General features: G+C 38.0%; 15 protein-coding genes. 2 read left to right on the forward strand and 13 right to left on the reverse strand.

All coding sequences use genetic code 11. From position 1 onward, the window contains the following. Positions 1-7: 7 nt before the first annotated feature. The 11 genes from WBF63_RS04845 to WBF63_RS04895 all read right to left on the reverse strand — a co-directional run bounded on the left by WBF63_RS04845 (position 8) and on the right by WBF63_RS04895 (position 11,385). Positions 8-1,372 (reverse strand): T9SS type A sorting domain-containing protein, encoded by a 1,365-nt coding sequence (locus WBF63_RS04845; RefSeq protein ID WP_424368572.1) that lies wholly within the window; start codon positions 1,370-1,372, stop codon positions 8-10. 277 nt (positions 1,373-1,649) lie between these two features. Then, positions 1,650-3,917 carry a reprolysin-like metallopeptidase gene (locus WBF63_RS04850; RefSeq protein WP_424368573.1) on the reverse strand — a complete coding sequence of 756 codons (2,268 nt, stop codon included), beginning with the start codon at positions 3,915-3,917 and terminating at the stop codon, positions 1,650-1,652. A 17-nt stretch (positions 3,918-3,934) separates the two neighbouring features. Continuing rightward, on the reverse strand, positions 3,935-4,402 hold the full coding sequence (locus tag WBF63_RS04855) for a hypothetical protein (protein WP_424368574.1): 468 nt from the start codon (positions 4,400-4,402) through the stop codon (positions 3,935-3,937). 66 nt (positions 4,403-4,468) lie between these two features. Then, a complete protein-coding gene (locus WBF63_RS04860) occupies positions 4,469-5,041 on the reverse strand; it encodes a TlpA family protein disulfide reductase (RefSeq protein WP_424368575.1) in 573 nt (190 codons plus the stop codon). A gap of 4 nt (positions 5,042-5,045) precedes the next feature. Next, positions 5,046-5,627, reverse strand: a complete 582-nt coding sequence (locus WBF63_RS04865) for a thioredoxin family protein (protein ID WP_424368576.1) — start codon at positions 5,625-5,627, stop codon at positions 5,046-5,048. An 11-nt stretch (positions 5,628-5,638) separates the two neighbouring features. Further along, entirely contained in the window at positions 5,639-6,622 is a 984-nt protein-coding gene (locus WBF63_RS04870; RefSeq protein WP_424368577.1) for an acyl-ACP desaturase, read from the reverse strand. Positions 6,623-6,626: 4 nt separating this feature from the next. Beyond that, positions 6,627-7,358, reverse strand: a complete 732-nt coding sequence (locus WBF63_RS04875; RefSeq protein WP_424368578.1) for a lysophospholipid acyltransferase family protein — start codon at positions 7,356-7,358, stop codon at positions 6,627-6,629. Between the two features lie 51 nt (positions 7,359-7,409). Beyond that, complete coding sequence (locus WBF63_RS04880; RefSeq protein WP_424368579.1) at positions 7,410-9,119, reverse strand: phospho-sugar mutase; 1,710 nt, start codon at positions 9,117-9,119, stop codon at positions 7,410-7,412. A 9-nt stretch (positions 9,120-9,128) separates the two neighbouring features. After that, on the reverse strand, positions 9,129-9,833 hold the full coding sequence (locus WBF63_RS04885; RefSeq protein WP_424368580.1) for a GIN domain-containing protein: 705 nt from the start codon (positions 9,831-9,833) through the stop codon (positions 9,129-9,131). Between the two features lie 32 nt (positions 9,834-9,865). After that, a complete protein-coding gene (locus WBF63_RS04890; protein WP_424368581.1) occupies positions 9,866-10,846 on the reverse strand; it encodes a glycosyltransferase family 2 protein in 981 nt (326 codons plus the stop codon). Next, positions 10,846-11,385, reverse strand: a complete 540-nt coding sequence (locus tag WBF63_RS04895) for a DUF4199 family protein (RefSeq protein WP_424368582.1) — start codon at positions 11,383-11,385, stop codon at positions 10,846-10,848. The genes WBF63_RS04890 and WBF63_RS04895 overlap by 1 nt, the downstream gene beginning before the upstream one ends. Positions 11,386-11,546: 161 nt before the next feature. On the opposite strand from WBF63_RS04895, the gene WBF63_RS04900 reads away from it, so the two are divergent. Next, complete coding sequence (locus tag WBF63_RS04900) at positions 11,547-12,230, forward strand: hypothetical protein (RefSeq protein WP_424368583.1); 684 nt, start codon at positions 11,547-11,549, stop codon at positions 12,228-12,230. Positions 12,231-12,275: 45 nt separating this feature from the next. Here WBF63_RS04900 and msrB read toward each other — a convergent pair whose 3' ends face one another. Next, positions 12,276-12,767, reverse strand: coding sequence for a peptide-methionine (R)-S-oxide reductase MsrB (gene msrB / locus WBF63_RS04905; RefSeq protein WP_424368584.1), 492 nt, complete (start codon positions 12,765-12,767; stop codon positions 12,276-12,278). Further along, on the reverse strand, positions 12,764-13,822 hold the full coding sequence (gene aroB / locus WBF63_RS04910) for a 3-dehydroquinate synthase (RefSeq protein ID WP_424368585.1): 1,059 nt from the start codon (positions 13,820-13,822) through the stop codon (positions 12,764-12,766). Before aroB ends, msrB begins: the two co-directional genes overlap by 4 nt. 83 nt (positions 13,823-13,905) lie before the next feature. Between aroB and WBF63_RS04915 the strand changes: the two genes are divergently transcribed. Beyond that, positions 13,906-15,072 carry a GlmU family protein gene (locus WBF63_RS04915; protein ID WP_424368586.1) on the forward strand — a complete coding sequence of 389 codons (1,167 nt, stop codon included), beginning with the start codon at positions 13,906-13,908 and terminating at the stop codon, positions 15,070-15,072. The last annotated feature ends 25 nt before the right edge of the window (positions 15,073-15,097 follow it).

Consider the following 15,097-nt stretch of genomic DNA (forward strand, 5'->3'; position numbering starts at 1 on the left):
TTAAAGATTAGTCTTTGATAAATTTATGAGTTGATGAACCTTTTTCAGAATAAACTGTCAAAATGTAAGTTCCTTTTTTCAGATTATTTACATTGATTTTGAATTGAGTTCCTGAAAGGTTTTCTCTTTTAACTTGTTGTCCAAGTGTATTGTAAATGGTATAACTTGTCAGTTGAGAATTTTTAACGCTTACGTTCAGGAAATCTTTAGCCGGATTTGGATAGATTGTAAATTCCTGATTTTCTACATCGCTTACTCCCAATGCATCACATACATTTGAATTAGGAAGTTCTTTTCTTCTTGGTGAATTTTCAATCACAGCGAGTACACGGGCTTTCTGATCAAGTGTATAGATGTTCATACAAGCGTCGTTTGTGTAGTCCATATAATTTTCCACCATGTCGTTTCCGGGATCAGCAGGACATGAGTCAATTACAACACATGAATAGTTTGCGCTGTTAGCTGCCGGTGTATCAGGACAATAGTCATTGAAAGAGTCATTTGTATTAACAATACAGCTCGAAGTGTCACCCCAAATGTGACGCAGACCGAACGAGTGTCCGATTTCGTGCGTAGTAGTTCTTCCTCTATCGTAGGTATTAAAATATGTTCCCGGAACGGCGTTTCTGTCACCAAAAGCTCTCCAGTCGATAATAACACCATCTCTGTTTGCTGCTCCACCGTTTACAGGCATTCCTCCCAAGCCTGAGTTAGAAGGGAATTGTGCATATCCCAGAACCCCGTTCAAATCTCCACCAAACTGACATACCCAAATATTGAAATATTTAGTTGGATCCCATTGAGTAGTGGGTTTCAAAACGTTTTCTACGTTTGCTTCATTCCAGATAGTTCCGGTAATTTCAACACGATTGATACCGTTTGTAGGGTTTCCATCGGGGTCAACTTGTGCAAGACAGAAATTCAGACCAATGCTTGCTCCGAATTCGTGATCGTTATAACCCGGTGTTCCTTCAATTTTCTGGAAATCCTGATTTAAAACATCAATCTGAGACTGAACTCTGGCAGTGGATATATTCATTCCAACACCTTCGGGTTGCCCGGCGTGGATAACGTGAACTACAACCGGAATTTGAATCAGTTCATTTTTGAATTCACCATTCGTCAGACGTTGTTTCATTTCCGCAACTTTTGGAGCCAGCCAGGCTTCAAATTCTTCTTCAGAAGCATATCCTTCGAAATTATTTTGCAGGTGCTTTTCATATTCAGATGATGCACATCTGATCAAATCGTTTTCCGGATTAACTTGGTATTCACTTAAAGGTACCCCAAATAATTCTGTTTCCTGAGCAAAGACAGTTGAAACAGATAAACTAGTAAATATCAGGCAAAAGCTGATAAAATTTTTGATCATAATTATTTTGATTAAATTAAACAAATGTCCGTAAAGGTATAATTTTTTTGATATGTAAAGAAAATATGAATTTTTTTCTTCTGCAGTGAAGATCTCCTGGATTTGATTTAATTCTATTGATAATTAGTTGTTTGTGAAATTATATATGTTTTTCACACTCTCATAATTTTAAATTAATGAAAAAAAAGTCTGCTGAAAAAGTTTTGAAATATCCTTTTTATTCTCATAAATAAAAAAAGCCGCCTGAAGAGGCGGCTGCAGAATTAATTAAATTTAATTATTTTTTGATAATCAGTTTCTGAGACATTTTTTCATTGCCATTGATAATCTGGATCACATAAGTTCCTGATGGTAAATGAGAAAGGTTGATCTGTTGTGAGACTTTACCTGCCGTAGGGCTAAGTGAATTCTGAGAAATCAGTCGGCCTTCCATATTATAAACGGCATAGGATACTTCATTTGATTTGGTTGTCATATCAAGCGTGAAAATTCCCTGTGAAGGATTCGGATAGATTGCGAAACTTCCGGAATCAATGTCATCAATACCTAAGGTTGAATTAATAGTTATTTCGGCTTGGTTCACATTTAGGAAATAATTGTCAACCGCTTTCACCATAATTCTGCCGGTTTCAGTTTCTCCCCAACCATTCGGAACTGTAAATTCGTGAGAACCGTCGTTTGGAGTGCTTTCTACCAACACATGTGGGAAAGTTAATCCTCCGTCAGTTGAAATAAGGATTGTCACGTTTTCAGTATTTACAGGCGCTATGTTTGTGTTGGCAACATCCCAGGTAATAGTGTGGGTTTCTCCTAAATTCCAAACTACGCCATCAGAACCTTGTGAAGTTACGGTGAAAGGTCCGGCGTCTGCCGTAACGGTCAGACGGATATTATCTCTTCCGGTTTGTCCGCCCAATGGATTATTGTCTCTTACCAACAAAGCGAAATTCATATTACGTGCTACAGCCGGAAGTTTTTCCCAAGCTCTGAAGTCTCCAGGATTATTGTTGTTTGGATTATATTGTGTACTGGCTGTAAGACCTACGATAGTTGCAAGTCTTGGGAAATATTTTTCAGGAGAATCTGTTGAGAAAACTGATCTGAACATTGGTCCGCCGGTATTGTTTGGTCTTGGAGGCATTGTTGCTGTCTGGAAATCAGTTTGTTCAAAATTATAAGTCAGGGCGTCACCGTCTTCATCTGTTGCAGTAGCAGTTAAAACAAAGGGTGTTTCCTTCGGAATGGTTTTATCCGGACCGGCGTTTACAATGGGTTCGTGATTACCTGTATCTGTATTTGTTCCACAGTTTCCTCCGGTTGTTACCCAGGAATACATTTCGTGGATACTTACAGCGTGAAAATAAGCATCACTGTTGCTTTGTACATTTGGAGCGCAGATACCTGCATATCCCATGATTGTACTTGCACTTCCGGGTTCAACAGCCGTTGGGGTATTTCGGTTACAAGCATTATTCTGGGTGTGATTGGCTCCATACTGATGTCCCATTTCGTGAGCTACGTAATCAATCACAAAGGGGTCTCCAACCGGAACAGTAGTACCTGTTACTCCGCCGGCTTTCAAGGTATTGTTACAGACTGACCTCAGGTAAGCAACTCCACCACCACTTCCACGATAAAATACGTGGCCGATGTCATAATTTGAATTTCCAATGATTCCATCAATTGCCGTTTGATTTTGTCCTAACATTGTTCCGGCATTTGGTACGCTATAATTGTCGGAATGAATGAAAATAATCAAATCATTGTTTGGGATTAACTGCAATCTTACAGATAAATCATTTTCATAAACTTCGTTTAATCGAGTTACCGCAATATTTAAAGCCTCCATTACTGCAATTATCTTTTCTTCGTCCGTTCCGCTTCCCACTCCTGCCTGTGTAGCAATATAAGATGTATATTCAATTGAAGTAGCAATAGCTGTGCGGTAAGTTCTTAGTTTTCCATCAATTACGGTTTCAGGAGCCATTTCAAAATCAGGTGCTGAAGGATGCAGAAAATCTTCTCCGTCATGTTCACAGTTGAAAGTATGTACATGGTCCACACTATTTCTGTCATACATCATATAAAATTCATTGTTTTCAGAATACGAATCAATGTATTTAATTCCATCAATACTTCTGATTACTGCGTGCAATCCGAAGTATGGAGAAACTGAAAATCGGATTTTAGTTGTAGTATCATCGGTTTTGTATCCCATATAGGATCTGATTTGCGGGTATTTTGCTTGTAAATCAGGGTGCATGGTGCTGGATTCATACACTTTGTAGGTGTCAAAAGTTCCTTCCAGATTTGGGAATTTTACACTTATTCCTGCCGGATATTGAGTTCTTTGCGGGGCATTGGCCAATTGTTGAATCAATACATCTGAATTTAATCTCAGTAATTGGTATTCGTTGGGGTTTGATGCCCTCTCTCTTGGGTTTTCTATGCTTTTACCGTGAAATTTGCTCCATGCATTTTGTTGTGCAAATGTGAGTCCGGCAAACAATAGAAAACAGCTAATTAGTAAAAAATTCTGTCTCATGTTTTTGGTGTTAAATGTTAATTAATTTTATTGATTTGAATTTCGCTTTCCTTTCCGGTTACTTTTAAAATAACGATAGGATCATTCCATTTATTTTCAGCATATTCCGCATTTTCAACTTCCCTATAATTTACAATCAGTTGATTTCCGGATTTTTGAACGTTCTCAATTTCAATGTCTTTAAAAGTGTTTGCATTCATTTCCGGTTTCAAAACCAGTATGAATTCATTTTTTTCATCAAATGGGGGAATTGGAGCAGATCTTGGTAGATCTGGATCCTGGAGATTTCCATATAGTTCAGTCAGGTCGGCTAAAGTGTTAATAATCGTAATTTCGGCTAAATTGATCGTGTGATTTAGTCTTCTTTCTTCTGTGAATTCCACATTTTCAAAATTTTCTGACTGAGTTGAACTTAATTCTTTGGAATTTGTACAAGAACAAATCGTTCCGATGAAAACCAATCCAAATATTGCTAACTTATTCATAATTCATCAATTAAATGAATCGTGAAATTAATGAAAATTAGTGGAATTCAAACGTTTTAATACAGATTATTCGTCAATAAATTTTTGAACCATGCTCAGGGCTTCATCGCTACCCCAATCAACGGACTTAATTTCTTTAAGTACGATTTCACCTTTTTTATTAAGAATATATGTAGTAGGGAAGGAGCCGGGTATAAGTTGTTTAGGCAAAAGACTGCTGGCTTCATACACAGGCATAGAATAATTATTTTCCTGAAGAAAAGGAAGAAACTTTTCCGGCCTGTCTTTCATCGTGATTAAAACAATGGCCATCTGATCTCCTTTTGTTTCATATAATTTCTGAATTCCGGGCATTTCTTCCACACAGGGAGGACACCAACTGCCCCAGAAATTCAGGAATACAACCTTGCCCCGGAAGTCTGCCAGATTGGCGTCAGCTGTTCCGTTATATCCTTTCAGGGAAACAGCCATCTCTTTGTCATTTAGATTAAAATTTCTGTCAATTTTTTCTTTAGATGGTCCGGCAAGGGTTTTTTCGTTAAGTAAATCAGTAGCCCAATCGCCAACTGGCGTGAAAAAAAACAAGGCCAGTAAAAGCAGTACAATTCCGCTGATCGCAAATCCTTTGTCTATTTTCATTTTTTTATTTCAAAAGTTTATGAACTAATTCTGTGAATGTACTCGCCCCTTTGTCCTGATTGTACCAAACTTGTAGATCTTTATGAAATTCATCTGCAGTATAATTCTCAGGATCCGATTTGTGTTTGTCCAGCATTTCCATTCCGGCTTTTGGCCGTGGCCCGAAGCGGAATAATTCCTTTCCGTTGGCATCAACTCCCACATACATCGGAATCGACCTTGCGCCATCGGTCAGATAAGCATCCATCAACTCAGGATTTTCATCACGAAAAAGAATTTTCTGAGTTACCCCCAATTCTTCCATGATTTTGTTGACAATCGGCATACTTTGCGCCGCGTCGCCACACCAGCCTTCGCTGATGACCAAAAGCGAAAAATTAGTATTTACCGATTTGAGCTGCTCTTTTTGGGCTTCGCTTAATTCAAAAGTGTTGTTTAACCTGTCAATTCGTTTCAGGTTCATCGAGTAATATTGCGCAAAACCTTTTTCATCTCCGGACTCTTCAAGTTCTTGAAAAGTTTTTTCGACTTTGGTTAAATAATCCGAATAGGAATATCCTTTTTCAAGGTAATTTGATAAGTTCATTTTAAATTATTTTAAGCAGGATAAACCCATTTCAATCGAGGTGATTCAGCCGGAATGATAATTCTTTCTGCAATCCGATCCAATCTGTCGGGAAGTTTCATGATGTAATCACGTGCTTTTTCTGCCTCTTCATTGAGATTCACAATTTTGTCAATGTTCCACAAATTAATCAGTTTGCGGATGATGTCCACATAATCCAATGAAGTATAAACACCCAAACGCTGTGCAGAGTCTGAGAAAATTTCAAAGGCGCGACCTATAGGTTCCCCTGATTCTCTCAAGAAATGCGCGGGCATCACGATTTTTAATTTCAACATATGCTGGAAAGCCAACATCATTTCACTTGGATCGACTTCAAAAATTCTTTTTACAAACTCAACATAGGCCAAGTGATGCCGCATTTCATCACCTGCAATGATTTTACACATTCGAGCTAAACCTTTTGCGCCGTATTTTTTAGCAATTTCCGATACGCGATTGTGCGAAATATAAGTCGCCAGTTCCTGAAAACTTGTGTACACAAAATTTTTATAAGGATCATGACTCGTTCCGATGTCAAATCCGTCCGCAATTAAATAATGGGTTGAAATTTCAACTTCGCGCATATTGATTCTACCTGAGAGGTAAAGAAATTTATTCAAAACATCCCCGTGGCGGTTTTCTTCTGCCGACCAAGCACGGAACCACTTGGACCAGCCGTTTCGGTTTTCATTGTCCACGCCTTCAATTTCCATAATCCAGGATTCATAGGAGGGAAGCGCCTCCTCGGTAATGGTATCACCAATCAGCGTAATCCAGAAATCATAGGGAAGTTCTTTTGACAATTCTCTTAATTCGGTTATCTGATCAAAAAACTTATCGGAATTGGAATCAGGCAGGAAATCAGTCGGTTGCCATATTTTTTCGGGACTAATGAGAAATTTCTCCATATAATCATCTACATCTTTGTCGATGAAGTTCATTACTTCCAAACGTACATTTTCTCGCTTTGTCATTGTCTTAATTTTCGAGTTTTGATTCAATTGCTTCTCTTAGTTTTTGCATTAACGCTTCGAAATCATAGTCTTTTGGAGAAATAGGAGCATGTACATCCAAAGAGAAGCTTGTCCCCAAAGATAGTGGAAAATAGCCGTTTTTTACAATTTTCCATGAATTATTAATGGTAATTGGCACAACCAAAGCCGAAGGCGCAAATTTCAAAAGCATTTTCATTCCATTGTCGTGAAAGGGTTTGAGTTTCCCGTCGCGACTGCGGGTTCCTTCAGGGAAAATCGCAGCTGAGCGTTTATGTTTCTCTATGTATTGGGATAATTTTTTAATTTCCGGAAGTGCTTGACGCGAATCCTTACGATCAATAAGCACTGAACCACCTCTTTGCAGATTGTATGAAACACTCGGAATTCCTTTCCCTAGTTCTATTTTACTGATGAATTTCGGATGAAAATCCGCCAAATACCATTCAATCGGAGAAATATCAAAAATACTCTGGTGATTGCTAACAAAAATAAGCGGAACTCCTTTTGGTAACTTTTCTTTTCCTCTGAATTTATGAGAAGTCCCCAATAGTTTGGTGCACATAATCAACATCCAGTTCATGGTTTTTACCGAATTGTGATGTGCCTGATATCCGCCCAGATTATAACAAAGCCATTGCACAATGTGCATTAGAACTAAGGTTAGTCCGAAGAAAAAATAATAAATAACGGAAACGGGATAGGAAATTATTTTCATTCTTTTATTGAAGAACTGCCAGATTTTATTTCCGGCAGGGATTTTTATTTTTTAGTTAAATTCTTTTTTTAATCGTTCAATTTTTGCTTGAAGTTCGTCTTCTTTCCATTCGAAATCCGAAATTTCATCCAAATTTGTTTTCACCGAAAAATAGAATTTTATTTTGGGTTCGGTTCCCGAAGGACGCGCAGCAATTTTACTTCCGTCTTCGGTATAAAAAATCAAAACATTGGATTTGGGAATATCAATGGTTTTTTCTTCGCCTGTCACCAGGTTTTTTGAAATTGAAATCTGATAATCATCCAATCGGATTACTTTCGACCCATCAAAAGAAGCCGGCGGATTGGCTCTGAAATCGGCCATCATCTGACGGATTTCGGCAGCGCCGTCTTTTCCTCGTTTGGTAATGGACATCAAATCTTCCAGGTAAAACTTGGTTTTGGTGTAAATGGTCAATAATTCTTCAAAGAAACTGCTGTCATTTGCTTTGGCATTGGCCGCAATTTCACAAGCGAGAAGGGTGGAAGTCACCGAATCTTTGTCACGGACAAAATCCCCAACCATAAACCCGAAACTTTCTTCACCACCGCCTATAAATTTCTGTTTGCCTTCGGCTTTGCGAATCATATCCGCAATCCATTTGAAACCGGTCAGGCCGACTTTGCATTCGACATTGTAATATTCCGCCAGATCATAAAAAATATCGGAAGTTACGATGGTTGAACCGATGAATTCCGTTCCGTCCATGCCGTCGTTTTGCCTTTGCTCCAAAAGATAATCGGTCAGAACCGTATTGGTTTGGTTTCCGTTGAGCAAAACCATTTTTCCATGAAAATTTCGAACGGCAATTCCCAATCGGTCGGCATCAGGGTCGGTTCCAATCACGATGTCTGCATCAATTTCATTGGCCAGATCAATGGCCATTTTCAAAGCAGCCGGTTCTTCCGGATTGGGCGATTGCACCGTCGGGAAATTTCCGCTTGGCACTGCTTGTTCTTCTACGATATGCACATTTGTAAATCCGGCACGTTTGAGTGCTTCGGGAATGATGGCAATCGAAGTTCCGTGAATGGGTGTGAAAACGATTTTCACATCTTCTTTCCCTTTATTTGTAAATCCGATGTTGCGGATGGAAGCCTCGATAAACAAATCGTCAATTTCCCTTCCGATTACGTTCAGTAAACGGTCGTTTCCGTGAAATTGAATTTGATGAGGTTGTACATTTCCTACTTCGGCAATGATTTCATTGTCTTGTGGCGGAACGATTTGTCCTCCGTCATTCCAATACACTTTGTAGCCGTTGTATTCGGGTGGATTGTGTGAAGCGGTCAGAACAATTCCTGCATCGCATTTCAGGTGCCGAACGGTGAAAGATAATTCGGGTGTCGGCCGGAAGCTCTCAAACAAATGAACTTTGATGGCGTTTCCGGTCAGAATATCGGCTACAATTCTCGCAAAAAGTTCGGAATTGTTTCGCACGTCATAAGCGATTGCAACTGATTTTTCTTTGTCGGGAAATTGTTTTTTCAGGTAATTGGCAAGTCCTTGCGTAGCCGCGCCGAGTGTGTATCGGTTGATTCGGTTGGTTCCCACGCCCATAATGCCGCGCATTCCACCAGTTCCAAATTCCAAATCTTTGTAAAAAGCATCTTCCAGAAGTTGTAAATCGGTATCGATCAAATGCTGAACTTCTTCTCTTGTTGTTTCGTCATAATGTTCTCCGAGCCATACTTTGGCTCTCTCCATTGCATTGGTGCTCATATTGTTCAATTAGTTTTGTTGGATAAAAGCCCTGTCTTTTTCCGTGGTATTTTTATTTGGGTCGCCTTTGTAAGAAACCTGTGAATTGTTGGAGGCTGTTCCTGACAAGTCTTTCATGGCGTAGATGGATAAATGAGAGTTGTCTTTGGTGGAAAATTCTACTTCCACCGCCTGTAAATCACTTAACTCGGCACGTGATTCATTGGAGGTATTTACATCCAGTTTAATTACGGTTCCGGTCATCCTGATTTGAGTCTGATCAGATGTGTCTAAATCTAAATCTTTTATGTCAATAAATGATTCATTTACAGAGGATTGGTCATTTAAGTCTAAACTAAATTCGTTAGCTTTTAATGTGCCGGAAATTTTCATTCGGGCTTGTTTGTTTAGTTCGATTTCGTCCAATTCGGGTGTGAAATAAACATTTACATTGTATAAGTTAAAATCACCTACTGATTGTTTTTCCTTGATAACCAAATCATTGCCTTTTGAATTGATTTCAAAGTTGTCAATCAGGTTTTGATGAGATTCAATTACAACTTTTGAAATTTCTGAAGGAATAAAAGTGACATCGCAATTGCAGTGAATTTCGGCCGAACTGAAACGATCAACTGCAAATTCCTTTTGAGCCGTGGCAACTCCTTCGCCATCTAGAGAAGAACTGCAAGAAAAAATCAAGAAGGCGGCGGATATAATTAATATAAAATTTTTCATAACTATTAATTTTTAAGGTTTAATTATCTAGGTTAAGAAAATTGTTTTTTTGAATTCAGATTCAAAGTTTCTCTTACTTCAAATTCCTGTTTGTTTTTTTGAGAACGAATCAGTATTTCGCCTATAAATCCGGCAAGAAATAATTGGGTGCCCAGTATCATTGCGACAAGCGAAATATAAAAATACGGATTGTCTGTAATTAATCTTGCGTTTTTCTCGAGAATGTAAACTTTGAACAATTTGTCAAGTCCAAGATAAAGTGCAGCGAGAAAACCGATGATGAACATCAAAGTTCCTACAGCGCCAAAAAGATGCATGGGTTTATTGCCAAACCGGTTGATAAAGGAAAGTGTAATCAAATCCAGAAAACCGTTTACAAATCTTCGTTTTCCGAATTTAGATTTTCCATATTTTCTTGCCTGATGCCTAACTTTTTTCTCATAAATCCTTCCAAATCCGATGTTTTTGGCCAAAACAGGAATGTAACGATGCATATCGCCATGCAATTCCAGTTCTTTTGCAACTTCACTTCGGTAAGCTTTCAGTCCGCAGTTGAAATCATGAAGCTCAAGTCCTGACACTTTTCTCGCAACGGAATTAAAGATTTTGGAAGGCAGGTTTTTGGTCAGTTTAGGGTCTTGCCGGTTTTGCTTCCACCCCGAAATGATATCGGCATTTTTGGATTTTAATACTTCGTAGAGCTCAGGTATTTCTTCAGGAAAGTCTTGTAAGTCAGCATCCATGGTGATGATGATATCTCCTTCAGCTTGTTTGAAAGCGGCCATCAAAGCAGGAGATTTACCATAATTCTTGCGGAATCGAATCGCCTTTATTTCCCGGTTGACTTCTGCAAGAAATTCGATGATTTTCCATGAATCGTCTGTACTTCCGTCATCAATGAAAATCACTTCGAAATCAAAACCGTTTTGATGACACACCGTTTTAATCCGCTGGAATAATTCTTCCAGTGAATCTTGTTCATTTAGTAATGGAATAACTACGGATAAATGCATCAGACACGTCTGTTTTTAAAGAATACTGCGAAGATACTCGAAATCAAAAAGTAAAAAAAGATAATCACCGAAAATGAGAGAAAGAATACTTTCCAAGTAAACATATTGATGCTTAAGTCTGTCATGCTTTTTACGAATTCACCGTTTTTTTCCATGAATTCGGGATTGGGATTGGACGTCATCAAATCATACCAGCCACGCTGTAAACTGTCTTCTGCCCAAACTCCGCTTGTGTTGAAGAAAATGAATATGCTGGCCAAGCTCAGGATTCCACCCAAAAACATTGGTAAAAAACTCAATTGCCAAGCCTGACGGAAAGAAACGGGACGCTTTTTAGCAACAATATAAGTGCTGTAAAATCCGATTCCGGCATATAATCCCGGCAAAACAAAACAATTGATCATGGCCGAATAATTAAAATATTGTGCATCGGAAATTTTGCCTTGAGTCGAAAATAAGAAAATCAAAAGAAAAAAGATAGACATGGTAATCAAGAATAATAGCATGCCCAACCGAATGATTTGTCTGTTTGTGTTCATGTGGCAAATGTAACCCAAAAAGGGTTATTTTAATAAGCCTGTGAGAAAATACCTCTGTCAGATAAATTAGATTTTCAAGTTTCGATATAGTTAAATCTGTAAGAGAATATTTAGAACTTAGTATTTATTAGTAAATTTGCGGTTTAACTAATTCAACGACAATGAAAAAAATAATCATTCTTACAACTTTAATGTTAGGAGCCAGTACTGTTTTTGGTCAGCAAACACTATTACTAGAAAGATCAAGTTCTAACCTTTTGGCTGGTATTTCGTCTGCTAACAAAGAAGTAAATTTGCCAAAAGAAATCAAAGGATCGCAATATTTTCAGGAAAACTTTATGTATGCATTTGTTGATGATATGAATAAGCCTTTCAAAATGCGGTACAATGCTTATTTTGATGAAATGGAATTTGATAATGACGGCGTAATCTATGATTTAGATAAGAATCAGTACAAAGTAATAAATTTTGACGATTTGAATAAGAAATTTATTATTGCAGAATATAGTGACGGAAATAAAATAGTGAATGGTTATCTTGTGGAAATTGTAGGGGAAGGTGATGTATTGTTGTACAAAAGAGAAAAAATGGAATTTTCCGAAGCAAAAAAATCCGGAACTGGATTTGGAATAGATACACCACCTGCATATAAACCCAAAAAAGATGATTTCTTTGTAAAAATAGCAGGAGGGTCGATTATTCCATTGCCGTCGTCAAAATCTAAAATTATGGATTTATTTGGTGATAAGTCCAAAGCTTTAAACAGCTTTGTTAAAGAAAACCGTATTTCACTCAATAGTGAGAAAGATCTAAAAAGACTTTTCCAATACGCGAATTCAATTTAAAAATAAGCAGCAAAAAAATATAAATCCGGATTTATCCGGATTTTTTTATTCCTCCTCAAAATCCAGCGAAAGTGAATTCACGCAATAACGCAATCCGGTTTCGGTCGGGCCATCCTCAAAAACATGTCCCAAATGACTACCGCAATTAGCGCAAAGAATTTCCGTACGAATCATTCCATGTGAAGTATCGGTTCTTTCCAGAATTTTTCCTTCAGAAATTTCACGGTCAAAACTCGGCCAGCCACAATGCGCATCAAACTTTGAGTCCGATGTAAACAAAGGTTCACCGCAACCACCGCAAGTATAAATTCCTTCTTCGAAATGCATATTGTATTTTCCCGTAAAAGGGCGTTCCGTTCCGGCCTGACGCATTACGTAATATTGCTCCGGCGTCAATTCATTTTTCCATTCCTCTTCGGATTTTTCTAATTTAAATGTATGCGGATTTGAATTTGATTTTTCCATAGCGTTTTCTTTTAAATTCTTTTGAGTACAACCAAACAGTGATAAAATCAGAATGAAATATACGAATTTCATATCATAGACAATTTCTTGTTGTACAACAAAATTCCCTCCAAAATCTGTTCATTCGTCAGGAAAATATCGTATTGGCAGTTCCCGATTCCATTCAGTAAACTGAAACTGAGTTGACCTTTAGTGTTTTTCTTGTCTTGTTTCATCCAGTTCAACAAATTCGGAATGATTTCCTCCGGAATTGGAGTTTTTCCAAAAATTCGGACGATAGAAATGAAAATCTCATCGAGTTCTTCCAGCGAAATCAATTCGTTTTCAAAGCTTAAAACGGATTCTACAAGCATTCCCATTGCGATGGCTTCGCCGTGAAGAAAAGGATTCTCGCTCTCCAAAGATTCACTTTCAATTGCATGACCGATGGTATGTCCGAAATTCAGAATTTTCCGAAATCCGCTTTCAAAAGGATCTTTTTCCACGACTTTTTGTTTAATTTTAACTGATTCTTCGATTAAATCTTTTATGGAAGATGAATTGAAATTCGATATTGAATTTAAACTTTCCCAATGATTTTTATCGTAAATCAAACCGTGTTTGAGCATTTCGGCAAGTCCGGAGCGAAATTCCCGTTCGGGAAGCGTTTCCAAAAATTCCGGATAAATAAAAGTCGCAACCGGCATCGCAAAAGTTCCGACGGCGTTTTTAATTCCGCTGAGGTCAATTCCAGTTTTTCCGCCCACCGAAGCATCGACCATCGAAAGAAGCGTCGTCGGGATATTGATGAAATCAATTCCGCGTTTGAAAGTCGAAGCGATAAATCCGCCGATGTCGGTCAGCATTCCACCGCCCAGATTGATCATCAGGCTTTTACGCGAGCCTTCGAGTTGTGCCATCGTTTCCCAAACGTTGGCTGCAATTTCGATGACTTTGTTTTCTTCGCCCGAAGGGATTTCGATGATTTCAAAAGTGAAATCTTTTTCGATTTCGGGAAGCAAAATGGGTAAGCAATCTTCATGTGTATTTTCATCCACCAAAATGAAAACCGGATGATAATCTTTTTGATTTAAAACTTCATTTAGCGAAGCGAAAATTTCTCGGAAATAAACAGGAGTTTGTTGCATACAGCAAAGTTAGTTTTTCGTTTTTATTTAATCCGATGAATTGCCCTCAAAATAAATTTTAAATTTGCAGGAAACAGTTCCGAATGAACATCATCTTTTTTGACGATAAAGAATGGGCGAACCTTCGTCCGCTTACGCTGACCAAACCTTTGGCAGAACTTCGAATGGGAATTTTGAGTTTCCGGGAGCGATGGGAGAAATTAATTGAAGGAAATTACAGTTATCTGACCAAAGAATATCTGTCTGAAAAATATTCGGCTCAAGTAGAAAAACTGAATTTGTTCATCAATCCGGCTTATTTTCCATTTCCTGATTTGGTTCAAGCAATTCGAAATTTAAAAGATGGCGAATTTTTAATCCATCAGGAAAGTTTGATTGCTGCCAAAGTTTCATGGGAAGACTTTCAGAACATTGAAAAAATTCATTCAAGACATAATTATAAAGGTGAAATTTTATTGATTAATCGTCTTTGGGATTTGTTTACTTATAATGATTTGGCGATAAAATTTGATTTTGAAATCATTACAAAAGGGCGCAAATCACAGGGAATTTCTGCCACAAATGGAATTCTCAATTCGGAAAATATATTTCTGGAAGAAGGAGCGGTGGTAGAGTTTTCAGTTTTGAATGCGAAGTCCGGTCCGATTTACGTCGGAAAAGATGCTGAAATAATGGAAGGAAGTCTGGTTCGTGGAAGTTTGGCGTTGTGCGAAGGAGCAAAACTCAATATGGGCACGAAAATTTATTCGGGAACGACGATTGGTCCTCATAGTAAAGTTGGGGGAGAAGTGAACAATTCGATTTTGATGGGTTATTCCAATAAAGGACATGAAGGATTTTTAGGGAATTCCGTTCTGGGCGAGTGGTGCAACTTGGGTGCGGACACCAATAATTCAAATTTAAAGAACAATTATTCGACGATTAAGGTGTGGGATTACACTGAAAATACGTATATTGAATCTGGTTTGCAGTTTTGCGGGCTGATGATGGGCGATTTTTCGAAGTCGGCAATTAACACTCAATTCAATACCGGAACGGTTGCAGGTGTTTCTGCGAATGTATTTGAATCGGGTTTTCCGCCGAAATTTATTCCTTCCTTCAGTTGGGGTGGAAGAGAAGACTCGCCGAAGTTTGATTTTGAGAAAAGTTGTGAGGCAGCTCAAAAAATGATGGAGCGAAGAAAAAAATTATTAACCAAAGTTGATAAACGAATTTTAAAACATATTTATTTAGAACCATCGGAATATTAACCAATTACAATTTTAAATTTAATAA

It is taken from the genome of Moheibacter sp., assembly GCF_049672845.1.
Classification (GTDB): Bacteria; Bacteroidota; Bacteroidia; order Flavobacteriales; family Weeksellaceae; genus Moheibacter.

Coding starts and splice junctions, on each gene's coding strand:
- WBF63_RS04895 (WP_424368582.1), bottom strand. CDS start 11,385: ATGAACACAAACAGACAAATCATTCGGTTGGGCATGCTATTATTCTTG.
- WBF63_RS04855 (WP_424368574.1), bottom strand. CDS start 4,402: ATGAATAAGTTAGCAATATTTGGATTGGTTTTCATCGGAACGATTTGT.
- WBF63_RS04845 (WP_424368572.1), bottom strand. CDS start 1,372: ATGATCAAAAATTTTATCAGCTTTTGCCTGATATTTACTAGTTTATCT.
- WBF63_RS04900 (WP_424368583.1), top strand. CDS start 11,547: ATGAAAAAAATAATCATTCTTACAACTTTAATGTTAGGAGCCAGTACT.
- WBF63_RS04880 (WP_424368579.1), bottom strand. CDS start 9,119: ATGAGCACCAATGCAATGGAGAGAGCCAAAGTATGGCTCGGAGAACAT.
- WBF63_RS04885 (WP_424368580.1), bottom strand. CDS start 9,833: ATGAAAAATTTTATATTAATTATATCCGCCGCCTTCTTGATTTTTTCT.
- WBF63_RS04915 (WP_424368586.1), top strand. CDS start 13,906: ATGAACATCATCTTTTTTGACGATAAAGAATGGGCGAACCTTCGTCCG.
- msrB (WP_424368584.1), bottom strand. CDS start 12,767: ATGAAATTCGTATATTTCATTCTGATTTTATCACTGTTTGGTTGTACT.
- WBF63_RS04850 (WP_424368573.1), bottom strand. CDS start 3,917: ATGAGACAGAATTTTTTACTAATTAGCTGTTTTCTATTGTTTGCCGGA.
- WBF63_RS04870 (WP_424368577.1), bottom strand. CDS start 6,622: ATGACAAAGCGAGAAAATGTACGTTTGGAAGTAATGAACTTCATCGAC.
- WBF63_RS04890 (WP_424368581.1), bottom strand. CDS start 10,846: ATGCATTTATCCGTAGTTATTCCATTACTAAATGAACAAGATTCACTG.
- WBF63_RS04860 (WP_424368575.1), bottom strand. CDS start 5,041: ATGAAAATAGACAAAGGATTTGCGATCAGCGGAATTGTACTGCTTTTA.
- WBF63_RS04865 (WP_424368576.1), bottom strand. CDS start 5,627: ATGAACTTATCAAATTACCTTGAAAAAGGATATTCCTATTCGGATTAT.
- WBF63_RS04875 (WP_424368578.1), bottom strand. CDS start 7,358: ATGAAAATAATTTCCTATCCCGTTTCCGTTATTTATTATTTTTTCTTC.
- aroB (WP_424368585.1), bottom strand. CDS start 13,822: ATGCAACAAACTCCTGTTTATTTCCGAGAAATTTTCGCTTCGCTAAAT.